Source organism: Agaribacillus sp. DX54 (assembly GCF_056858335.1).
Genome location: NZ_JBXEQE010000001.1, coordinates 359931 through 382588, shown reverse-complemented (window position 1 = coordinate 382588; position 22658 = coordinate 359931). Strand labels below are relative to the sequence as shown.

The 22658-nt window shown below is 41.5% G+C and carries 16 protein-coding genes; 9 read left to right on the top strand and 7 right to left on the bottom strand.

Features of this window, described 5'->3' with window-relative positions; all coding sequences use genetic code 11:
- Positions 1 to 79 precede the first annotated feature (79 nt).
- From AC04NP_RS01530 to AC04NP_RS01520, 3 genes are read left to right on the top strand one after another with little or no spacing between them, the layout of a single operon-like run.
- A complete protein-coding gene (locus AC04NP_RS01530) occupies positions 80 to 2386 on the top strand; it encodes a patatin-like phospholipase family protein (RefSeq protein WP_482857534.1) in 2307 nt (768 codons plus the stop codon).
- Between the two features lie 36 nt (positions 2387 to 2422).
- Positions 2423 to 5803, top strand: coding sequence for a methylmalonyl-CoA mutase family protein (locus tag AC04NP_RS01525; RefSeq protein ID WP_482857533.1), 3381 nt, complete (start codon positions 2423 to 2425; stop codon positions 5801 to 5803).
- A gap of 20 nt (positions 5804 to 5823) precedes the next feature.
- Positions 5824 to 6228, top strand: coding sequence for an OsmC family protein (locus AC04NP_RS01520; protein WP_482857532.1), 405 nt, complete (start codon positions 5824 to 5826; stop codon positions 6226 to 6228).
- A gap of 169 nt (positions 6229 to 6397) precedes the next feature.
- On the opposite strand, the gene AC04NP_RS01515 is transcribed toward AC04NP_RS01520, so the two are convergent.
- Positions 6398 to 7186, bottom strand: a complete 789-nt coding sequence (locus AC04NP_RS01515) for a DUF3298 and DUF4163 domain-containing protein (RefSeq protein ID WP_482857531.1) — start codon at positions 7184 to 7186, stop codon at positions 6398 to 6400.
- 96 nt (positions 7187 to 7282) lie between these two features.
- Between AC04NP_RS01515 and AC04NP_RS01510 the strand changes: the two genes are divergently transcribed.
- Positions 7283 to 7678, top strand: a complete 396-nt coding sequence (locus AC04NP_RS01510; protein WP_482857530.1) for a DUF2721 domain-containing protein — start codon at positions 7283 to 7285, stop codon at positions 7676 to 7678.
- Between the two features lie 151 nt (positions 7679 to 7829).
- On the opposite strand, the gene AC04NP_RS01505 is transcribed toward AC04NP_RS01510, so the two are convergent.
- The 4 genes from AC04NP_RS01505 to AC04NP_RS01490 form a co-directional block, all read right to left on the bottom strand.
- Complete coding sequence (locus tag AC04NP_RS01505; protein WP_482857529.1) at positions 7830 to 8288, bottom strand: hypothetical protein; 459 nt, start codon at positions 8286 to 8288, stop codon at positions 7830 to 7832.
- A 238-nt stretch (positions 8289 to 8526) separates the two neighbouring features.
- Entirely contained in the window at positions 8527 to 9186 is a 660-nt protein-coding gene (locus tag AC04NP_RS01500; RefSeq protein WP_482857528.1) for a response regulator, read from the bottom strand.
- 189 nt (positions 9187 to 9375) lie between these two features.
- Positions 9376 to 10041: a response regulator transcription factor gene (locus tag AC04NP_RS01495; protein WP_482857527.1), complete on the bottom strand. Its 666-nt coding sequence runs from the start codon at positions 10039 to 10041 to the stop codon at positions 9376 to 9378.
- A gap of 5 nt (positions 10042 to 10046) precedes the next feature.
- Positions 10047 to 13019, bottom strand: coding sequence for a PAS domain-containing protein (locus tag AC04NP_RS01490; protein ID WP_482857526.1), 2973 nt, complete (start codon positions 13017 to 13019; stop codon positions 10047 to 10049).
- Between the two features lie 441 nt (positions 13020 to 13460).
- Here AC04NP_RS01490 and AC04NP_RS01485 point away from each other — a divergent pair, with 441 nt between their 5' ends.
- Genes AC04NP_RS01485 through AC04NP_RS01465 form a run of 5 tightly spaced genes read left to right on the top strand, consistent with a single transcriptional unit; the run spans position 13461 to position 20009 of the window.
- Positions 13461 to 15494: a PAS domain-containing sensor histidine kinase gene (locus AC04NP_RS01485; protein ID WP_482857525.1), complete on the top strand. Its 2034-nt coding sequence runs from the start codon at positions 13461 to 13463 to the stop codon at positions 15492 to 15494.
- A gap of 30 nt (positions 15495 to 15524) precedes the next feature.
- Complete coding sequence (locus AC04NP_RS01480; protein WP_482857524.1) at positions 15525 to 17054, top strand: sensor histidine kinase; 1530 nt, start codon at positions 15525 to 15527, stop codon at positions 17052 to 17054.
- A 12-nt stretch (positions 17055 to 17066) separates the two neighbouring features.
- Positions 17067 to 17477: a response regulator gene (locus AC04NP_RS01475; protein WP_482857523.1), complete on the top strand. Its 411-nt coding sequence runs from the start codon at positions 17067 to 17069 to the stop codon at positions 17475 to 17477.
- Positions 17478 to 17488: 11 nt separating this feature from the next.
- Positions 17489 to 19453: a hybrid sensor histidine kinase/response regulator gene (locus tag AC04NP_RS01470; RefSeq protein WP_482857522.1), complete on the top strand. Its 1965-nt coding sequence runs from the start codon at positions 17489 to 17491 to the stop codon at positions 19451 to 19453.
- 22 nt (positions 19454 to 19475) lie between these two features.
- Positions 19476 to 20009: a heme NO-binding domain-containing protein gene (locus AC04NP_RS01465; RefSeq protein ID WP_482857521.1), complete on the top strand. Its 534-nt coding sequence runs from the start codon at positions 19476 to 19478 to the stop codon at positions 20007 to 20009.
- Between the two features lie 10 nt (positions 20010 to 20019).
- On the opposite strand, the gene AC04NP_RS01460 is transcribed toward AC04NP_RS01465, so the two are convergent.
- A complete protein-coding gene (locus tag AC04NP_RS01460) occupies positions 20020 to 20424 on the bottom strand; it encodes a hypothetical protein (RefSeq protein WP_482857520.1) in 405 nt (134 codons plus the stop codon).
- 209 nt (positions 20425 to 20633) lie between these two features.
- Positions 20634 to 22637 (bottom strand): LruC domain-containing protein, encoded by a 2004-nt coding sequence (locus AC04NP_RS01455; protein ID WP_482857519.1) that lies wholly within the window; start codon positions 22635 to 22637, stop codon positions 20634 to 20636.
- Between the last annotated feature and the right edge of the window lie 21 nt (positions 22638 to 22658).

Below are 22658 nucleotides of genomic sequence, written 5' to 3'. Positions count from 1 at the left end.
CACGAAGACCGGATTTTTGAATTTTTTATCCCTGATTTGACTATTTTTTTATCATCTTTGTTTTATGGAGTAAAAGAGAATGATAGATAAAATAGTTTATTCCTTTCCTGTTCAACTACTGTTAAATCATATAAGAAAAAACCACGCATTACTGTTTAGCTGGGTCATTTTGTTCTTTATTGTTACCAATAGTTTCGGCAGGTTGCTGGGTATACCTTACTTGTTTCTGGACCCTGAATATCTGGGCAGCACTAATTTCTGGAGTTTTTTTATTACGGGTATTTCAATCGGTGTGTTTATCATGGCTTTTCACACTACCAGTTATATCATCGATGCAGAAAGGTTCAGCTTTCTGGCCGGGCTTACCAGGCCTTTTACCAAGTACTGTATCAACAACAGTATTATACCGTTAATTTTTGTTTTTACTTATGTCACCAACATTTTCCGGTTTCAGTATTTTGCTGAAAACAAAGACATTCTGACCATTCTTTTTCTGTTATCAGGGTTTAGTACGGGCATGATTTTTATCATTGGCCTGACATTTACGTATTTCTGGAGCACCAACAAGGATGTATTTAAAATCCTGGCTTCCAATGTAGACAAACGCTTAAAAAAGGTCAAAGCCACCCGGGCGCAGATCATGAGTAAATATTTGTTTGAGCCCAAAAACCCTATCAGGGTAGATAACTACATTAATCTTTCATTGAGGCTAAAGTTCAGACGCAGAAAGGTAACCAAAAACATTCTGCATAAATATGACAAAGATGTATTGTTGAAAGTTTTTGATCAAAATCATCTGAATTCCGTGATTCTTCAGGCTTTTATCATCGTACTTATTCTGGTGCTGGGGGTATTTCGGGATTTTGGTTTTTTTCAAATACCTGCAGCGGCCAGCTCGGTGTTGTTTTTAACTATTCTTATCATGATTGCCGGCGCTATCACTTATTGGTTCAGGGGTTGGACCATATTTTCTATTATCGTATTCATTGTTGTGCTGAATGTAGTGGTAAAAGCTGAAATACTCGAAAGATCATACCAGGCATACGGCCTGGAATATGGGTCGGATAAGGCTAATTATACTTTACAGGCCCTAAAAGAATCCAATACCCTGGAGCGCATCAATACTGACATCACCAATACTCACAAAATTTTAAATAACTGGAGGCGTAAATTTCCTGCGAACTCAAAACCTCCTATGGTTTTAATTTGCTCCAGCGGTGGAGGCTTGCGTTCCGCCCTTTGGACAACCACGGCGATTCAAAAGGCAGATAGCATTACCGGCGGCAAATTGATGGATCATACCATGCTCATGACCGGCGCTTCGGGCGGGTTGCTGGGACTAAGTTACTTCAGGGAATTGACCCTGAGAAAAAAGAACGGCGAGCAGGTTTCAATTTACGACGACCGCCACCTTTACAATATTGCCTCCGACCATTTAAATCCCATTATTTTTACCCTGCTCGTCAATGATCTTTTTATCCCGTTTCCACAATTTTTCAGGTATGAGGGCAAAAAATATCTGAAAGACCGTGGTTATGCTTTTGAGCAACAACTAAACAGGAATACGAACTTCATACTCGATAAACCGCTATCAGCCTACAAGCTCCCTGAGCAGCAATCCCGCATTCCGATGTTGATCATGTCACCCACCATCATCAATGACGGCAGAAAGCTGTTTATTTCCCCGCAGGGTATTGCTTACATGAACACTGCTGATATCAACAGTCAAAGATTTAACCTGGATAGAATCAAAGGCATAGAATTCAGCCAATTTTTCCATGGACAAGGGGGAGACAACTTACGGTTTTTAAGTGCTTTAAGGATGAGTGCTACCTTTCCCTACATCACCCCAAACATCACACTACCCAGTGAACCGGTCATGGAAATCATGGATTCAGGCATTTCTGACAATTTTGGGATTGCCGATGCCATCCGGTTTTTATTTGTTTTTAAAGACTGGATTCATGAGAATACCGGAGGGGTCATCCTACTGTCTTTGCGCGACTCAGATAAAAACAGCCCTATCACCGAAAGCCGTGGGTTCTCGTTGTTTCAGAAGTTTTTCACCCCCATCCGAAGCCTTTATGTCAACTGGGACAATATCCAGGATTTTAATAATGATAACCTTGTGGAATTTGCCCAATCATGGTTTGGCGGCCCTCTTCGGAAAATAGAATTACAGTATGTGAACCAGCCGATGACATACAGGCCCCAGACTAAAAATACCCACAGTGACCAACCGATTTCACAGGAAGAATATACGACTCAGCGCGCCTCATTAAGCTGGCGCCTCACCAGCAAAGAAAAAAAGCACATCATGAAAAGCATAGAAAGCAATGACAACCAAATTGCCTTACAACAAATTAAGAAGCTTCTAAATTATTGAGTATTTTTGCCAGTAAATAAACAAGCAAAACCCGATATGTCAGTAACTGTTAAGGCAATTTATAAACCTAAAAACCCTATTAGGATTGTTACGGCGGCCTCACTTTTCGATGGCCACGACGCCGCCATTAACATCATGAGAAGGATCATTCAGTCCACCGGTGTGGAGGTCATACACCTTGGCCATAACCGCTCCGTTCAGGAAATAGTCGATTGTGCTATTCAGGAAGATGCACAGGCTATAGCGATCACCTCTTATCAGGGAGGCCATGTCGAATACTTAAAATATATGTATGACCTGCTTAAAGAAAAAGGTGCAGGGCACATAAAAATATTCGGAGGTGGGGGTGGCACCATTCTTCCTGAAGAGATCGAAGAATTGCACCACTATGGCATCACCCGCATCTATTCACCCGACGATGGCCGTGCCATGGGGCTGCAGGGCATGATCAACGACCTGGTGGAAAAATCCGATTATCCCATCGGAGAAAAATTAAACGGCGCGCTTACACCTCTGGAAAATAAAGAGCCGAAAACCATTGCCAGGTTGATTTCTGCTGCGGAGAACTATCCTGAAAAATCAGCAAAGGTTTTGGCAGATATTAAAGCAACACCCACCTCTTCACCTGTGCTCGGCATTACCGGAACCGGTGGTGCCGGTAAGTCCTCGCTGGTAGATGAACTCGTGCGAAGGTTTTTGATAGATTTCAAGGAAAAGTCCGTCGCCATCATCTCTGTCGACCCTTCAAAAAGAAAAACAGGTGGAGCCCTGCTCGGCGACCGGATCAGGATGAATGCCATTAACAACAGCCGGGTTTATATGCGTTCGCTGGCTACCCGGCAATCAAATCTGGCCTTGTCAAAGTATGTCCGGGAGGCTGTCAATGTTGTGAAAGCAGCGGGCTATGACCTCATTATCCTCGAGACCTCGGGGATCGGCCAATCGGATACGGAAATCATAGAGCATTCGGATCTGTCGCTGTATGTAATGACCCCGGAATATGGTGCTGCCACACAACTGGAAAAGATTGACATGCTGGATTTTGCAGATATCATAGCGCTTAACAAATTTGACAAAAGAGGCGCCCTGGATGCATTAAGGGATGTAAAAAAGCAATACAAGCGGAACCATGGCCTTTGGGAAACCAATGACGATGACCTGCCGGTGTTTGGCACCATTGCCTCTCAGTTCAACGATCCGGGTATGAATCGTCTTTACCGGACCGTCATAGATGAAATCAGTGAAAAGACAGGCGCAGATCTGCCATCGGGCTTTGAAATTACGGAGGAAATGTCGGAAAAGATCTACATCATTCCTCCCAATAAAACCAGGTATTTGTCTGAAATAGCCGAAAATAACCGGGCTTATGATCAATGGGTACGCGAACAGGCGGCAATTGCCCAAAAGCTTTTTGGCTTATACAAAACAAAGGCTGTCATCGATGACAGCCAACGGGATGACAAGGCCGTCCTGAACGGTCACCTGGATCAACTGATTGAAGAATTGACCCTTGATCTGGTGCCAAAAAACAAAAAACTGCTGGACGAATGGCCGGAAAAGGTTAAACAATACAAAGATGCGTTTTTTACCTACGAGGTCAGAGGGAAAGAAATAAAGATAGCAACACATACCCAATCGTTATCCCATTCAAAAATACCCAAAATCAGCTTGCCCAAATACGAAGCCTGGGGTGATTTACTGACCTGGCTTTTGCAGGAAAATGTGCCGGGAGAATTCCCTTACACAGCAGGGGTATTTCCATTTAAAAGGCTAGGTGAAGACCCAACGCGCATGTTTGCCGGCGAAGGGGGCCCCGAGCGTACCAATAAAAGATTTCATTACGTATCACTGGGTTTACCCGCCAACCGCCTGTCCACCGCCTTTGATTCTGTTACCTTGTACGGTGAAGATCCGGACCACCGCCCCGACATTTACGGAAAAATTGGCAACTCGGGTGTAAATGTCTGCTGCCTCGACGACGCCAAAAAACTTTATTCCGGGTTCCATCTTGCCGATCCCAAAACTTCTGTATCCATGACTATCAATGGGCCAGCAGCCACCATTTGTGCCTTTTTCATGAATGCAGCCATTGATCAGCAATGTGAAATATACATCAAAGAAAACGGGCTGGAAGCAGAAATTAATCAAAAAATCGACAAGATTTTTCAGGACATGGGCGTTCCAAAGCCCACCTACAATGGTGATCTTCCCGAGGGAAATGATGGTTTGGGCCTGATGTTGCTGGGGCTTACCGGCGATCAGGTATTACCGGAAGAAGTGTATGAAAAAATCAAATCCGATACCCTCGGCAAAGTACGGGGCACGGTACAGGCCGACATTCTGAAAGAAGATCAGGCCCAGAACACCTGTATATTTTCCACGGAGTTTTCACTAAGACTGATGGGAGACGTACAGCAATACTTCATCGATCATCATGTGCGCAATTTTTATTCCGTATCCATCTCAGGCTACCACATAGCAGAAGCCGGAGCCAATCCTATTTCACAACTGGCTTTTACCCTGGCCAATGGGTTCACCTTTGTGGAGTATTATGTTTCCAGGGGAATGGATATTAATAAATTTGCGCCTAATTTGTCATTCTTTTTCTCGAATGGCGTCGATCCGGAATATGCAGTAATCGGACGGGTAGCCCGCAGGATCTGGGCCAAGGCCATGAAAAACAAGTATGGTGCGGATGCACGGTCACAAATGCTTAAGTATCATATTCAAACTTCCGGCAGGTCCCTGCATGCGCAGGAAATAGATTTTAACGATATCAGGACCACATTGCAGGCGCTATATGCCATATATGATAATTGTAATTCCCTTCACACCAATGCCTATGATGAAGCCATAACCACCCCTACGGAAGATTCGGTAAGAAGGGCCATGGCCATTCAACTCATCATCAACAAGGAATTGGGACAGGCAAAAAACGAAAACCCACTGCAGGGTAGCTTTATTATCGAGGAATTGACAGATTTGGTGGAAGAAGCAGTTTTAATGGAATTTGACCGGATTACAGAACGGGGCGGGGTGCTGGGTGCCATGGAAACCATGTACCAGCGAAGTAAAATTCAGGAAGAAAGTCTGTACTACGAAACCCTCAAGCATACCGGTGAATATCCTATTATCGGTGTTAATACCTTCCTTTCTTCAAAAGGCTCTCCCACCATCATACCCGGAGAAGTAATAAGGGCTACAAAAGATGAAAAAGAATTCCAGATCGAAATGCTCGCGGCCTTGCATAAAAGAAATGCCAAAAAATCGGCAGAATTACTGAATCAATTGCAAAAAGCCGCCGTTATGAACCAAAACCTGTTTGCTTCGCTGATGGAAGTAACAAAATATTGCTCCCTTGGACAAATAACCCATGCCTTGTTTGAGGTGGGCGGACAATATCGAAGAAATATGTAAAACACTTTTTATCAATTCATATGATCAACAAAACAAGGTATATTTCAGACTACGTGTACGAAGCGACCAATGAAAATGGGGATAGCATCCAAATTGACATGCGGGAAAAAGATGAAAAAAAAGGGTTGTCACCCACTGAATTGCTGCTATCTGCTGTTGCAGGTTGCGCCGTTGTGGATATCGTTTCCATGCTCAGGAAAAAAAGGAAAACCATCAAAGAAATCATAGTTGAAACCGAAGGCTGGCGCAATGAGGATCCTCCGAAAAAGTTTAATAAAATTCATTCCAAATATATCCTGATCTCGCCCGATACCACCGAGGAAGAACTCCGGAAAGTAGCCAGGTTGACCATAGACAAATACTGTTCCGTAGCGTCCTCCTTGAATGTGAAGGTTGATTTTTCTGTAGAAGTCATCGACAAGTGAGTGGTTATTTACCCGATTATTCTAAAAAATCTCTTGGGTGGAAGTTATGGCTACTAGCCTCAATGGCAACCGGTTATACACTTTCCGGTAAAATTCGAATCACGTTTCGAATACCACACATCTTTTTTACACCCGCCGTCCATGAGTGTTTGTGCGTCATGCACCGGTTTTATAATATAATTTCCAATGGCAATTCCAATAAAGTCGGGCCGAGTGCGTAAGGGGCGATGTCATAGTTATTATAATACAACAAAAGGTTCCCCTGGCTTATACCAAAATTATGGGTGAGGGTGAATTCTCCTTCTTCAAAAAAATATCCTGCCTCGCTCAGATTTGCTCCGTGAGGCAGTTTTTTAGCTTCCCGGAATTTCTGTTCTGCTAACGCCCTTAACCGGTCGGTATCTTTAATCAGTTGATCCAGGGTTACTTTTTGGCCGGTTACAATATTATAATTCAAAAAGCTGGTATGTTGATTCGGATGCGCACCGCCAAGGTAAGCGTTTTCATCGATGCGCAGGGAAAAATAATTGGCATCATTGTTAATGACCTCGATACCGATCTCAATAGACCAGGCCGCGACCTCCTGTTCCATTTCCTTTTCAAATGTTGTAAAATCTTCGATGAACTTTTTACACGCTTTTGTAACTTCTCCGGCCTGCCCTTCGGGGTCGAGCGAACCTTTCAGTATGGCCTTTTGTATATGGCTGTTTAACAAATCTTTAGGTAAGCTGGCAGGTGCCTCTGTAATCCCCGGATAATTAATCCTGACCACCGCACAACGGTCTGGCGAGGCAAGGCAGGACGGAGCCTCTTCAACAATATTTTTGTCCGCATATTTTACCCATTCAATGGCTTTCTTGTCTGCCACACTTTCCAGGTTACTTTTATCGGTATTGTCTGAGCACGAAAAAAACAGCCATAAAGCGATCGAAAAAGAAAAAATGCTTAAATATCTCATATGAGGTAATTGGACAAATATTTGGGTGATTAATTCCGGGTTTAAAGTTAATTTAGCACAAATTAAAATTAAACAGTTATTTAATCTTATTTTAAGATGTTGTTAGATATTACCACGCCGGCACTTTTGTTCCCCGCCATTACTTTGTTATTGCTGGCATATACTAACCGGTTTCTGGCGATCGCTACACTTATTCGCAATCTCCACAAACAACACTTAAACGATCGCGATCATACGATCATTATTCATCAGATCAAAAACCTGAGAATAAGGTTGAATATGATCCGTTATATGCAGGCCTTCGGTATACTTAGTTTTTTTCTGGTGGTACTTTGTATGTTTCTGTTATTCGAAAGGCTGCCGGAAGTTGCCAGTTATTTGTTTGCCGCAAGCCTGATGGCGCTGCTCATTTCACTGGGCATTTCCCTGGTCGAAACACATATTTCCACCAAGGCGTTGAATTTAGAGTTAAGTGATATGGAAGAAAAGTAAAAAAACCGTACCAATTTGCATTGATACGGTTAACTAACCTGCATTTAAAATAAAAACAACCAAAACTTGAAACTTTCCAACCTCATATTTAAATCAGGTTCATCTTCAATCACACATATAGTCATCAGTCATAATTATATAATAAATATTTTTACCAGTCTCCCAGCATTAAAATCAGGTTGGTTGCAGAAAGGTATTCACCATCCAGTGAAACCTCTTCGATCTCGTCCACCGACTGTTTACTCATATCGACCTTCAGCTTAAAGTTAAGATTATTAAAATCTGCGTAGGTAGCACCATTTAAGTGAAAGGTTACCGTGACAAAGTCGGTACCATCATATTTTTCGGGTTGATAAATTTCGTACGCCACAGCGCCATCGGCCCCCACAATCCTTTTGGATTCCTCCAATATATTGATGCTTTCACCATAATAAAATAACTCAAGCCCCTGTATAAACGATTTTTGCGTTTCATTAATTACTATAACCTCAGAAGCAGGCTTTACGTCATCGTCTTTCTTACAGGAAGTAAGGGTTATAATCCCCAAAAAAGGAATGCCAAATATTAGTAGCCGCGTCGTTACACTCATGTCTTCCAATTTTAAATTCATGTCATTCCGGTTGTTATGGCAAACTCTTTTTACTTGTTTTTGAAGTATTGTTAAGCCTGACTCATATTTTGCTTTAATTATATTTATGCTTTCAAATGTTACATCAAATTTATTTCGATTTCCTGCCAGATTCAATAGAGTAAATACGTAATTAGAAAATTATGCAATTCCATTAAGGTTTAAGTAGTTTTCCTAAGGCTTTGGCATGAAACGTTAAAATTCATGATAAAATCTTCGTTCAGAGGGTTACAAGGTCGTTTTTAATAGCGTACTTAACAAGATCTGCGGTGCTCTTGGCATTAATTTTCTTCATGATGTGATTCCTATGGGCATCTACTGTCCTGACGCTGATAAACAATTCATCGGCTACTTCACGGTTACTCTTACCCTGGGAAATCAATTTAAGCACCTCCAACTCCCTCTTGCTAACCACACTCTTGTCTTTGGCAGTCATTTTGTTTCCAAGTTTCGATTGCTCATAGAAATCCCTGAAAACCGTGTTGGTTATCTGATAGTTAAAAAACAGTTCACCTTGATAAACTTTTCTTATGGCATCCACCAAAACTGATTTAGGGGAGTCCTTGGCAAGATATCCCGAAGCCCCTGCATTTATCCCCTGCGCGATAAGCTCACTGTTTACTTCCATAGACAGCAGGATAATTTTTATACCGGAATCCATGTCCCGGACCAATCTGGCGGTTTCAATACCGTTTGAAACGGGCATCATCACATCCATGACCACGACATCCACTGTGGCGTTTTTTATCTCTTTGACTACTTCATTCCCGTTTGAAACAACTGCCACCGTTTTGAGGTCTTCTACATTGTTCAGCATAGCCACAATGCCTTCCCTTACCAACAAGTGGTCATCCGCTACTAAGACTTTTATTCTCTCCATAATTCAACTATTTATGCCGGCCCATTATTTGAAGTAAAAAACCTTCCTGATGGCCGTTATTTATGGATTGAAATTATCGCTTAATTCAGGGGGATTCAATAAGGTAAAAACGTAAAATAAAAAATAGGTAATGACACTAAAGTTTGAGGTGATAACCTAGGTAAATACCGTATTATAATTATCTTGCCCTTAATCCAATGCTATGATATCATTTTTAATGGCGTACTTCACCAATTCCGCGGTATTGTTGAGCTCAAGCTTCTGCATGATATGATTACGGTGGGCATCCACTGTCCTTACACTGATAAAAAGTTTTTCGGCAATCCGACTGTTGCTGAATCCTGAGGCGATCAATTTAAGTACTTCAACCTCCCGGTTGCTGATCTTTCCCGAACTACAGTTTTTTTTAACTTTTTCATTGCCTACTGACTTTTTGTAAAACTGGTTGAAAATCAGTTCTGACACCATGCTATGAAAATATTTCTCTCCCTGATAAACCGCACGGATGGCATTTATCAAAATAACCTTGTTAGAATCTTTGGGGATGTATCCGGAGGCACCGGCTTTGATGGCCTCAGAGATAAAATCTTCTTTCACTTCCATAGAAAGAAAAATAATCTTTGAATCAGGGTGTTGCACTTTGATCATTTTGGCAGCCTCCAGCCCATTGAATTTTGGCATCATAATATCCATTATGATAATGTCCGGCATCAATTCATTATTTTTTGAGACAGCTTCCTCTCCGTCCACGGCTTCTCCTATAATTTGAATGTTATCTTCGTTTTTCAGCATAGCGGCTATGCCGTCTCTTACCAATGCGTGATCATCAACTATCACAACACTTATCTTGCTCATATGTTTTAATCGTTATAATCGTTAGGGTCAAAAGGAATATCGACTTTTATGTAAGTACCCGAGTTTTCTTTAGTTTCAATATAAAATTCTCCATTCACCAGGCTGGCTCTTTCCCGCATATTGTTTAGCCCGTTACTGCCCTTTCTCAAATTTCCATTCAGGTTGAAGCCTATCCCATTATCAGCGATAATCAGGCAAATACCGGTTTTATCGCGGAAAAACTGAACTTTTGCCTGGCTGGCCTGTGAATGCTTGACCAGGTTGTTGAGGGCTTCCTGCAAAATGCGGTAAACAGCCAGCAGTATTTTCTCTCCGGCCCTTATTTTAGGGCCTTTGTGGTCAAAGAGAATTTGTGTATCACTTATTTTGGCAGTCTGAATACATAACATTTCGATGGCATCTTCAATGCCCATTTTCTTGAGTATAATGGGTGCCAGATTGTTGGATGTTCTTCTCGCCTCCTCAATGGTCATTGACAGAATTTTGTCAATTTCATTGATTTTTTCTTGCAGTTCTTCCTTTTCAACACCTTCAAATTCCAGGTTTAGCACACGTTGTTTAATAGCAATCAACATTTGACCGATACCATCGTGAATTTCCATAGCAATTCTCTTCCTTTCCATTTCCTGGCCTTCATACCTGGCCTGCTGTGTTCTTCGCCTTTCGGAAATATCCGATACCTCAGCCAGAAAAACAGGTGGTGTTTCCGACCTTAAATATTGTAACCTTGCCTCTACCGGATAAGTAGTACCATCTTTACGCCGGTGGGTGGTCTCAAAAACTATTCCCTCCTTCTCACCTGATTTTAAAACCGAAATCCATTGGGCTATTTTCTGCTCATCCACCCCGACTTTGATGTCCAGGGGCGTCAGGGATTTTAACTCTTCCATTTGATAACCAAGATTTTGAAGGGCGCTTTTACTGGCCTGGATAAAGTGCAGGGTATCTTCTCTGAAAATATATAGTTCATTTAATGCACTGTCCAATATCCTGCCAAACCGCTGGGCTACCTCCTCCGCCTGTTTTTTATCCGTCACGTCCTGCACCAAACCAATCAATTGCACAGGAAGATCGTCATCTCCCATTTTTACCCTTACCGTTAAAGCCACAATCCGTATGACGCCGTTCGGTAAAACTATTCTATGTTCCAGTTCAAAACCTTCCTTTTGGCTAATAGCTGCGTTTATCGATTTCTTTATCAATCCCTGGTCATCAGGATAAGATAAATCCGGATAAGAAGCTATTGAGGTTGGGAATGCTTTTGGTTGATAACCAAAAATCCTGAACAACTGATCGGACCAATGCACTTTGTTGTCACCAATGTTCCACTCGAAGCTCCCCAAATGAACTATTTTTTGAGTATCGGATAACATACTCTGGCTTTCCGCAAGCTCCTCCTGCACCAGTTTTCTTTGGGTAATGTCCTGCATCAATGCACCATAACTCTTAATGTTCCCATTTTTGTCAGGAATTGTAAACCCTTTACCACCTAGCCACCTGATCTTTTCACCCGGGCAAATAATCCTGAACTCAATAGCTTCGTACGCTGGTTTTTCATTATTCAGCAGGGCGATCAAAAACTCTTCCACGTACTCCTGGTCATCAGGGTGCACCTTTTCAACAAAAGAAAAAGGGTCATCGTGCAGGCTTTCTGTAGACATTCCCCAGAATCTTTCATAAGAAGCGCTTATATACTGAAGGTTATTGGAACCCGTTTCAATAATCCAGATGACGGCATTAAGATTTTCTTCCATCTGCCTGAATCGCATCTCACTTTCAAACCTGGATGCTTCCGCTATTTTGACAGGGGTTATATCATTGATAGTTACACACACCAAATGATGGTCGAGGTTTTTAAGTGGGTAAAAACATACATGAAAATGTCCCACTTTGTTATTCGAAACCGGTGTTTTCTCTGTAATTTCGAAATCGAAGATGGGTCTTCCCGACTTCATCACCCTTTTGAGAAAAGTTTCTGATTTTTTGGCGATTTCCGGTACTACCTCCTTTAAATACTTTCCGTAATGGTCTGCCAAAGGCAATCCTGTCAGCCGGCAAAGAGCCTTGCTGGCAGATACAATTCTAAACTCACTGTCCAGAAAGGTAATGGCTGTGGGCACTGCCTTATACACACTGTCAAGTAAAACCCAGGATTTTTCCTTTTCTTCCTTGGCTATGGGAGTAAAATAGTTGTTTTCTTTTTCAGGATCTGCGCTCGTCAAAACGCCGGAAACCATCACAGGTTTTCCAAGCGGACCGGTCATTGTTACCTTACCACGGTCCGACATTGAAATCCATCTCCCGTTACAGTGCCTAACCCGGTATTTGGCGGTGTATATGGACAAAGAACCATTAAGGTGTGCGGCGAGATTGTGTAACATTTCGGGAAGGTCATCGGCATGTATCATACCTTTCAGTACATCTACCTCCAACTCCCTTTGTCTCTTTTCACACCCAAATAATTCACTCAGGCCGTCACCAAATTTAACCACATTATCAGTCACATGCCATTCCCAGGTAATCATGCCAACTGATTTTAATACATTTTTCAATGGATTGCCATTTTTTTTAGAAACAGTTTTGGATAAACCCCTCACTTGGCCGGCTGCCGTTTCAGCAAGTGTCCTTCTGATAACTACAGGTAATCCGGATAACTTGTCTTTTAATACATAATCTGTCGGTACATGTTTAGAGAATTTCCACGCATCATTGTCTTGTGGCTCACTGGAAACAATGATAAATGGTATATCAGGAACTTTCAGGCTGGCAATTTTAAAGACATCGGCAGCATTGAATGAAGCCAGGTCATAGTCAGCCAAAATCAAGTCCGGATGGAAGGTTTTCAGTGCATTCTCAAACTCGCTTTTGTTTTTTACCCATTTGGAATCAAAAGCGAGCTTTCCATTTCGCAAGGCAAGCTCAATAAGCGCTACATCGCTGGTGACATCTTCTAAAATCAGAATATTTAAATCTCCCATAGCACAAGCTAAAAAATTCACGATTAGTTTTAAACATGGATAAGCGTACAGCTAGTTTACAATGATTATTATTCATAGCCAGTTTAAACAATGCACCAAAGTACTTGATTTTTGCGGCCGGCACGGAATAATTAGTGTAGAGACGCTATTTTACCGTTAACCTGCTTCCAATTCTCGTTGAATGACCTCTAAATCGATTATTTTTTAATAAAGTGTCTGTCGACAGAATGAGTAAAAGAATAATACACTGCTAAGGGTTTTACTTAATTGCGCATTTCAAAGGATACTCTATTGAAAGGTGCAGTACAGACACCTAAATTTGGGTGAATTTTTTTCATACTGTCAATTGAAAATTCACAAACCTGCTGGAAATATGCGATGATCTGAAGTTTCAGAGAGACCCGAGCTATCCACTGGCCATAAATATTCCATAACACAAAAATGAAATATTTGCTTGAAAGAATCATCAATTCAGGAATAAAGTACGACTATCCGGCTTACATCAAAAGGCGGGTAAGGCCTACCAATATTCTGGCATTATTGTTGGTTTCAACTGCCGCCATTCCGTTTGCCATTATCTCTTTGATTTATTTACCAAAAATCACTGCTATCATACCAGGTCTGGGCGTATTTGTGGGGTTTGGCGCTATTTTACTCAACCGGTCCGGTCACATTAACCTGGCAAGATTCTTACTGGCCATCGGTCCGTTAATTTTGGCCTCGAGTTACAACTTTGTACTTACCCGTCCGGGAGAATCCCCCATTGCCGGTGTTTTTTTATTGCAATTGTCATTCTCGCTGGTATCATTTGTACTGTATGATTTCAGGGAAAAAGGAAATTTGTTGTTTATGGCCGGGGTATCGATTTTGTTCATTTCAGGATACCCCTGGTTTGTTAAAATAGTCACTATTGAAGCAGATACCACCATATTCCGGTTTGGATGGGTCGGGGTTGTCACCCACACATTCGCTGTATTTTCGGGGTTGGCGTGTATGTATGGCTTAACTTATATTAATATTCAATCTGAAAAAAGATTGGAAAGGTTTTTCACACTCAACAGCGACTTATTTGTGATTGGTAATTTCAAAGGTTATTTCACAAAGGTAAATCCTGCCTGGAGTACCTTACTTGGCTATTCACCGCAGGAATTGGTGAGCAAACATTTCACCAAGTTTGTGGATCCAAAGGATCATAAATTGTCATTGAGTAATGCCGAACAGTTGAGGAAGGGAGAAAATGTATCCAAGTTGAATGTCACATTTATCGCCAAAGACGATAAACGTAAAAACATTCAGTGGAACTTGTTCCCCGATCTGGTGGATGGTTTAATATATGCTACAGGAAGGGATATCACTGCTCAATTAAAGGCAGAGGAAATGTTAAGAATCAATGAGAGGGCTTTAAACTCTACCAGTACCGGTGTGGTGATCACTGATTGTTCAATGCCTGACCATCCTGTTATCTATTCCAATCCTGCCAATAAATCGATCACCGGTTATGAATCTCATGAGATGATAGGGCAAAATTGCCGGATATTACAACAGGAAGACAGGGAGCAGGAAGGGTTGGAAAAATTAAGAAACGCCATCGAAAACCAAAAAGAATGCAAAGTCATACTCAGGAATTACAGGAAAGACGGGACCATGTTCTGGAATGAATTATCCATTTCTCCGGTATACGATACCGGGGGGAAAGTGACCCACTTCGTCGGATTTCAAAATGATATCACCGCCCAGGTAGAAGCAGAAGAAGCTTTGAAAAACTCGCGTGAGAAATTGCAGGTAATCAACGATGAGCTTAAAGACTTTGCCCATATCGTTTCACACGACCTGAAAGCGCCGTTACGGGCCATTAGTTCCTTGTCCCAGTGGATCGTTCAGGATTACGGCGACCAGTTGGATGATGAGGGTAAAACCCAGTTCGACCTGTTGACCGGCCGTGTCAAAAAAATGGAAAACCTGATCGACGGCATTCTGCAATACTCCAGGGCCAGTAACGAAAATGGAGAAAAAGAGGATGTCGATCTCAAGTTAATCGTGGGAGAAGTGATAGATATGCTTTCCCCTCCCGATCATATTAAAGTAGAAATACAAGGCGATTTGCCAGTTATGCTGGTGGCCAGAACCAGAATTCAGCAGGTATTCCAAAACATTATTAGTAACGCTATTAAATACAACGACAAAAAGGAAGGTCTGGTAGCAGTCAGATGCCAAAAAGAAGAGGAAGCATACGTATTCAGTATTGCCGATAACGGCCCTGGAATAGAAAAGCGGTATTTTGACAAAGTGTTTCAAATCTTTCAGACACTCGGTGTCAAGGCGTCCTATGAAAGTACCGGTATCGGATTAACGATTGTTAAGAAAACCATTGAATTGCACGGGGGAGAAATCTGGCTTGAATCTGAAATCGGTAAGGGCACCACATTCTACTTTTCGCTGCCTTGCATTTCCAAACTACAACCTGTAATTGAATAAAGTACAGACTATGAGAGCCGCACAAAAAAAATGGATAGAGGAAACAGTCAGGCTAAGACCGGTGTCAAAGGCAAAAGAAGGGTTTCCCGGACTTATCATATTTTCCAAAGCATGACCTCGTACCATAAAATATTGCAACGTCAGATTAAAAATTACTTAAAGGGTGACCTGAAGATAGGTCCGGATTTAGATAAACTTTTTCAAACCATTAGCTGCACCTACGAAAAATATGAAAAAGACCGGCAGTTATTGAAAAGGTCTATGGATACAAATTTCAATGAACTTTATGATTCCAATGAGAAGCTCAGCAATGAGTATAAGCAACGTGACATCGTACTGGACAAACTGAAACAGGCTATTGCAGAATTAAAAATCCAGGAATTACCGGACACCTTGCAGGATATTGAAGAAAACAACATGCTTGTAATGGTAGATTTACTCCAGGAAAAAATCCGGATGACCAAAGAGTTTGAAGAAGAGCTGAGAGTTTCAAGGTTAAAATTTCAGGCTATCGTCGAAAATACTGCCGATATTATCTGGTCGGTAGATGAGGATTTTCGCCTGAATATCTTCAACTCGTTTTTCCGGAAAAAAACCATTGCCAAATACAATATCGAGCCTGTGCTTGGAGACAAGCTAAGCAACATCATGCCTCCGGAAGAATATAAGGAACTGGAAGGTTTTTTGCTTAAGGCCAAAGAAGGTGAAAGATTCATCATAGAAGAAGTCCTGAACAAAAAAAATGGCAGTTCCCGTTACTTCGAAACCTCATTTAACCCAATTCAGGCCGAAAATAAGATTACCGGAGTTTCGGTGTTTTCGAGGGACATTACGCCCAGAAAAGAAGATGAAAAAAGTAAAAATCAAATGCTCAGTGAATTGCAATCCATGAACGAGGAGCTGGAACAAATTGCCTATATAACGTCCCATGATCTTAAAACTCCTTTGCGATCGATTGGCTCCATTGCTTCATGGATAAAAACAGATTACCAGCATGTCTTTGATGAATTAAGCAAAGAGCAAATCGACATTCTTATTAAAAGGGTTGAAAGGTTGTATAACCTGATCGACAGTATCTCACTTTACATGAGCATAAATTCTTCGGATGAAGAAGAAAGACAAATGGTAAACCCCAATTCTATCATTTCAAAAATTGTCAACACCATTCAAATACCCGAACATATAACTGTTAAGACGGTGAGGCCCTTACCCAGGGTAATGGGCATTAAAACCCATATATATATCGTATTTGAGCAGTTAATTAAAAACGCTGTTTTTTTTATGGACAAAAAGGAGGGAAAAATTCAAATCGATTTCAGGGAAAAAGGGCGGAATTTGGAATTTTCGGTCTCAGATAACGGGCCGGGAATTGAGGAGAAATATCACCAAAAGATATTCAAAATCTTTCAAACCCTTAAATCCAAAGACGAATTGGAAACCAACGGAATTGGCCTCGCCATGGTGAAAAAAATTGTTAAAATATATGGAGGTGAAATCAGCGTTGATTCAGCATCCGGCCAAGGTTCAACCTTTAGTTTTAGTTTTAATTACGGACATTAAATTCTTCAAAACATGATTTTGAACAAACCAATTTTATTGATTGAAGATGATCTTGTGGATCAAATGACGGTCAAAAGGGCTTTTAAAGAGCTGAAAGTCATCAATGAATTACTGGTAGCCAATAATGGGGAAGAGGGGCTGGAAATCCTGAAGGATGAAGCGACCGACAAGCCCGGCATCATATTGCTGGATTTAAACATGCCAAAAATGAATGGTATTGAGTTTCTGCAAGAGATTAAAAACTATAAGGAGTATAAAACCATTCCTGTAATCGTGCTCACCACCTCTAAACATGAAAAAGATAAGGTTGAAAGCTTTAAACTCGGAGTAGCGGGATACATGATCAAGCCGGTAGATTATGAACAATTCCTGGAAATAATAAAGTCTATCAAAAACTATTGGTCTTTTAGTGAGACTGTATAAACCTACACATCATGCATAGTCCAAAAATATTACTGATCGAGGATGACCCGATAGATCAAATGGCCTTTGAAAGGTTCGTGAAGATGGAAAAGCTGAATTTCGAATATGATATCGCCGATTCGGTTCAGACAGCGCAGACAAAATTATCTGCCAATCAATATGATGTAATTATTACAGATTATATGCTGGGGGATGGCAATGCCTTCGATATTTTGGATTTAGGGTTCAAAATACCGCTCATATTTACCTCTGGTGTAGGTGATGAAGAAATCATCGTGAGGGCGATGAAAAAAGGTGCCTCTGATTATCTTATTAAAGATACGGCGAGAAATTACCTGAAAGTGCTTCCTTTGACCATAGAAAAAACCATCCGGAGAAGCCTGGCCGAAAAACGGCTTGCCGCGGTTGAGGAAGAACTCAAGCAGCTCTCGATTGTAGCCAGTAAAACCAGCAACGCTGTCATCATTTTTAACAATGAATTAAAAATAGAATGGGTCAATGAGGCCTTTTGTAACATGACAGGTTACAGTTTTCTGGAAGTAAAAGGCTCTTCGGGGGAAATACTCAGGAAAGACTCAAAAAAGATCTTTGATTCCGGAGAAATTATCAACCATGTGCTTAATGGTAAAAAATCCTTTACCTACGAAAACCTTAACTACACGAAATCAGGCAAAGCGTACTGGGCTTTAACGACTTTGACACCTATTATGGATGTGGATGGTCATATCAACAAAGTAATTGCCATTGAATCCGATATCAGCGCCAATAAAAAAGTAGAGCAGGAATTGACCCTCGCCAAGGAAAAGGCCGAAGACTCCAAAAGGGTGAAAGAGGAATTCCTGGCCAACATGAGCCACGAAATTCGCACGCCATTGAACGGTATAAAAGGTTTTACCGATCTGCTGGTCAAAAACAAGCATTACCCCGAACAGGAAAAGTATCTGGAGGCCATCGGTTTTTCCACCAAAAATTTATTGGCCATCATAAACGATATACTCGACTTTTCTAAGATCGAAGCCGGTAAAATGGAAATCGAGAGAACTATATTTTATTTGCGGGATTTGATAGAATCAATTTTTAACTCTTTTGTATTCCAAGCAGAGGGTAAGGGGTTGATCATCTCCAAGGAAATTGCAGACAAAATACCGGAAAGCTTATTGGGAGATCCGGTAAAGATCAACCAGGTAATCACCAACCTGATGAGCAATGCCTTGAAATTCACCGAAAAAGGCTCCATTCATTTGTCTGTTGAGGAAAGCAGCAGGGTCAACAACTGTGTCGACCTGTTGTTTAAAATCAAAGACTCGGGAATTGGTATACCTCCCAACAAAGTCAACACTATTTTTGACAGTTTTTCCCAGGCATCATCCAGCACTACCAGAAAATACGGAGGTACCGGATTGGGGCTAGCAATCGTTAAAAAAATTGTCAACCTTTTTGACGGGGAAATCAGGGTTGAAAGTACGGAAGGAGTCGGTTCCACTTTCATATTTAACCTGAACCTGGGGGTAGCAGAAGATCAGAGTATTATCAAAGAAAGCAAAAAACCTGAACTTGAAATGGATTTGAGCGGTATACGGGTGTTGGTAGCCGAAGACTATCCTATGAACCAGTTATTGATTAATGAAACCCTGTCCTCCTGGAATTTTGAGGTTGAAATTGTAGAAAATGGCAAACTGGCATTTGAAAAAATACGGGAAAACGAATACGACCTGATCCTGATGGATGTAAATATGCCGGAAATGGGAGGTTTGGAAGCTACAAAACTGATCAGGGAGAAGTTGGATGAACCAAAGCGGAGCATACCCATCATCGCCATGACCGCCGGCGCCCTGAAAGGAGACAAGGAAGCGTGCATCAACGCAGGTATGAATGATTACGTATCGAAGCCATTTGATCACAATGAGCTTTTTTTGAAAATCGCCAGCTATCTCGATCCAAGAAAAAACAAACCGGAAAGGGTGAACAAAGAATAGAATATTTAAATGATAATAAAATATGCACGGTATAATTTTTAATCAGCTCTTTAAATTCGTCAGAGAGCATCATGGCTTTGAAGAATTAAATGGGATCATGGAAGATTCAGGCTTAAAAGGAAAGTTTTATGATGCCACCAGGAGTCATCCTGATGGGGAAATCCTGGCGATTGTCAATGCTGCCTGTAAGCGTTTGAACACAAATAAAGATGAGGTTCTTGAGGGGTTTGGTCAATTTCTTGTGCCGGCTTTGATGAAAACCTACCGTTCATTTTTACTCCCTAGCTGGAGAACCATAGACCTCCTTTCAAACATAGAAACAACCATGCATAGAACCGTCAGGTTATCCCAGCCCGAAGCTGCCCCACCCGAATTGTTGGTCGAAAGAATCAATAAAAAAGAGGTGAACATCAAATATTACTCAAAACGGAAAATGCACAGTCTGGGGGTAGGGCTAATTAAAGGTATTGCTAACCATTTTAATGAAGGTGACAAGTTAAAGATCAATGTCCACGATCTTGAAGGTGGCAAACTGATCAACGTAGTGGTCAATTAATGCCATTGAATTATCCTATTTGTTGCTTTAATCTAACCACTGTATTCACAATTCTGGTGATTTTTTGGGCAAACTGAATGTCTTTAACAGCAAAGTCAAAAGCCCCGAATTTCAAAAGATCGGTAATCTCCACATGATTCTCCCGATCAATCAAAAATACCAGGTGAGTTTGAGGGTTTTCTGCTTTAATGGCCTGAATTAAATCCGGAATCAAAGGGTTACTCAATTCGGCATCGATCATCACAATATCCGGTTGGCGATACAATTCCTGTTTCAAATGTTCGGTATTTACTATGGTGACAATTTTTTTTAACCCCATATCCTCAAGGCATATTCTCAGGTACTTGTTTTCCAGCACTGAACCTGCCAGTAAATAAACAAGTGGATTAATTTTATTATGATTTAGTGCTTCCATATAACCTTTATGTTTGGTTATATGAGAACCATTTGGATGCCAGGAATTCATATTACTGATTGTCAATATTTTAAATATTCTCCCTATTAAAGTCTTTCCCAATTCAGGACGAGTTTCCAATTGATAGAAATAACCGCAGGCCTGGGAATGCCTGCGGCTACTAACATGCTAAGGAAGTAAAAAAATCTTTGTTACTACTGGTTTTAGATTTAATCATAAATCTTACTGTCGTTTCGGTAACCCGCATTATCCTTGTACCAATCCTTATAAATATTGCCCCCGGAAGTAGCCCATCGGACAAAATAATTGTATCCCTCGTTAATTGGCTTTTGCTCGATCGGGTATCTGAATTCATGAATGATGTCAATGGCAAACGGAACGTTGTTACTGGTTTTATAGTACTGTGCAGCCTCCACATTACTGGCATCGCTCAGGGTATTGAAGTAAGAGTTATCAGCCAGGTCAGTGGGTTTTTTGTCTTTCAGATGTAATTCCTTACCGCGTTCTCCATCAATGAAGATAAAGGGGTTAAAAGGAACAGCTCCAAGCGATTCGGGGTCGATGGGGTCTTCAAAAACAATATTTATCTCTATGTCCTCACCTGTAGATACAGGAAAGCCGGGTTCGGTGTTGATAAACCGCCCTCCCACATGCGGAAGTTCATTAAAGGCATTATCGAAGACTATGACTACTGCGTTGGATTGGCCGGCTTCCAGGCCTTTGGCATCCACAGTGACAATGTTTTCATTAAGTCTGAAGCCCGATACGCTGCTGATCAGCGCGGGGCTTACAGGCATTTCAAAACCAAACCCGTTTTTAAAAGAAGCGCCAATAGCTCTCACGTTAAACTTTGCCTTCAACTCCACAATTCTGTTACTGGCATTGATGACTGCAATAAAGCGATAATTCACCACCAGATCATTGTAATCAAAATCACCTTTGGCCGGCCAAAGATCCTCGAAGGCCAGGGATCCCCACCCATATTTACTAGGCGTAAAGGTCTCGCCAGCACGTTCGGGATCATCCGGAAACTCATCGAGCGGATCATTAATACCATCACCATCTGAATCTGTGTCGTCTAACTCATCCAGCCGGCATGGTAATGAGCCCAAATCATTGATTGTGTGATTATAAGTCTGAACCACCTGCCAGGCCCCGTCAAACTTGTCCATTTCAATCAACCGGGAATTGCTGTCGTTGGTGGCCAGATACAACCGGTCGTAACGGTCTATGGCCATAGAGGTAGGTCGAAAAGGCAACCCTTCAGCACTGATTCTGATCGCCTCGGCCGTATTTCCTTCACCGGCTATTTCGATCCGGTACAACCCTGAAAATGTACACATGTAAATAGTTCCATCCAGGGAAATAGCCAGATCACCACCGCTGATGGGGGATTGAATACCGGATATGGAGATATTGGAAATTACCCGGTTGCTTAAAGGATCAATGATATACATATTTTCATTTTTAGCGATGTACAAAAACCCATCGGTATTGTTGTATTCCATCCGGGGGTAATTCCCATTAAAAGGATTTCCCTGAGAAACAATATGGAAAGTATTGTTATCAATATCGTAGTAGCGCAAGGTAGTACCTGTATTATAATAGGTTTTTCTATTGGCCCGGTCTACGGCACAGGCAATAGAGCCACCCCCATCCAGATCAGGCAAAGCTGTCTCCGCATAACTTCCACTTTCATTGTCAATTGTGAAAAACCGGCCCTTGCTATTAACCGCATAAAGTACCTCGGTGCACCCTTCCTGACTGCTAAAATACCGGCCTGTTTTTCCACCGGGTTCCGTATAGTTAAGGCTAACTGTCCCTGACTCGATAGGCAACGCAAAACCATCGAACTTTCCTTTGTGGTTTCGAACCACATAGACCTTTTGCAGATAATTTGGCAGATTTACCACGGTACTGAACGAACCGCTGTTATCGGTGAAACCGGTTGCTACCAAATCGTTGAGCGTATCTGCTCCAAAACTATAGATGCTGTATTTGATGAGTTCATCTATATTGACATCCTGAATGTTTATTTCCACCATACCGGAAGTCTCAAATTCAAACTCCTCAGGTACTTCAACCGTATCCAGGTTCTCTTCACCTGCAGGACTTTGCGGTTTTACATCCCGGTCCACACATGCCGCTACAAACATGAAAACCATGATCAGGTAGCAGGCATTACTCTTCTTCAAATAGTCAAGTCTTTTCATTTAAAAGTATGTTTAACATTT

What these genes read in the sequence shown, in the direction of transcription:
- AC04NP_RS01530 (WP_482857534.1), top strand. Translation starts at nt 80, where the DNA reads ATGATAGATAAAATAGTTTATTCCTTTCCTGTTCAACTACTGTTAAAT.
- AC04NP_RS01525 (WP_482857533.1), top strand. Translation starts at nt 2,423, where the DNA reads ATGTCAGTAACTGTTAAGGCAATTTATAAACCTAAAAACCCTATTAGG.
- AC04NP_RS01520 (WP_482857532.1), top strand. Translation starts at nt 5,824, where the DNA reads ATGATCAACAAAACAAGGTATATTTCAGACTACGTGTACGAAGCGACC.
- AC04NP_RS01515 (WP_482857531.1), bottom strand. Translation starts at nt 7,186, where the DNA reads ATGAGATATTTAAGCATTTTTTCTTTTTCGATCGCTTTATGGCTGTTT.
- AC04NP_RS01510 (WP_482857530.1), top strand. Translation starts at nt 7,283, where the DNA reads ATGTTGTTAGATATTACCACGCCGGCACTTTTGTTCCCCGCCATTACT.
- AC04NP_RS01505 (WP_482857529.1), bottom strand. Translation starts at nt 8,288, where the DNA reads ATGAATTTAAAATTGGAAGACATGAGTGTAACGACGCGGCTACTAATA.
- AC04NP_RS01500 (WP_482857528.1), bottom strand. Translation starts at nt 9,186, where the DNA reads ATGGAGAGAATAAAAGTCTTAGTAGCGGATGACCACTTGTTGGTAAGG.
- AC04NP_RS01495 (WP_482857527.1), bottom strand. Translation starts at nt 10,041, where the DNA reads ATGAGCAAGATAAGTGTTGTGATAGTTGATGATCACGCATTGGTAAGA.
- AC04NP_RS01490 (WP_482857526.1), bottom strand. Translation starts at nt 13,019, where the DNA reads ATGGGAGATTTAAATATTCTGATTTTAGAAGATGTCACCAGCGATGTA.
- AC04NP_RS01485 (WP_482857525.1), top strand. Translation starts at nt 13,461, where the DNA reads ATGAAATATTTGCTTGAAAGAATCATCAATTCAGGAATAAAGTACGAC.
- AC04NP_RS01480 (WP_482857524.1), top strand. Translation starts at nt 15,525, where the DNA reads ATGGATAGAGGAAACAGTCAGGCTAAGACCGGTGTCAAAGGCAAAAGA.
- AC04NP_RS01475 (WP_482857523.1), top strand. Translation starts at nt 17,067, where the DNA reads ATGATTTTGAACAAACCAATTTTATTGATTGAAGATGATCTTGTGGAT.
- AC04NP_RS01470 (WP_482857522.1), top strand. Translation starts at nt 17,489, where the DNA reads ATGCATAGTCCAAAAATATTACTGATCGAGGATGACCCGATAGATCAA.
- AC04NP_RS01465 (WP_482857521.1), top strand. Translation starts at nt 19,476, where the DNA reads ATGCACGGTATAATTTTTAATCAGCTCTTTAAATTCGTCAGAGAGCAT.
- AC04NP_RS01460 (WP_482857520.1), bottom strand. Translation starts at nt 20,424, where the DNA reads ATGGAAGCACTAAATCATAATAAAATTAATCCACTTGTTTATTTACTG.
- AC04NP_RS01455 (WP_482857519.1), bottom strand. Translation starts at nt 22,637, where the DNA reads ATGAAAAGACTTGACTATTTGAAGAAGAGTAATGCCTGCTACCTGATC.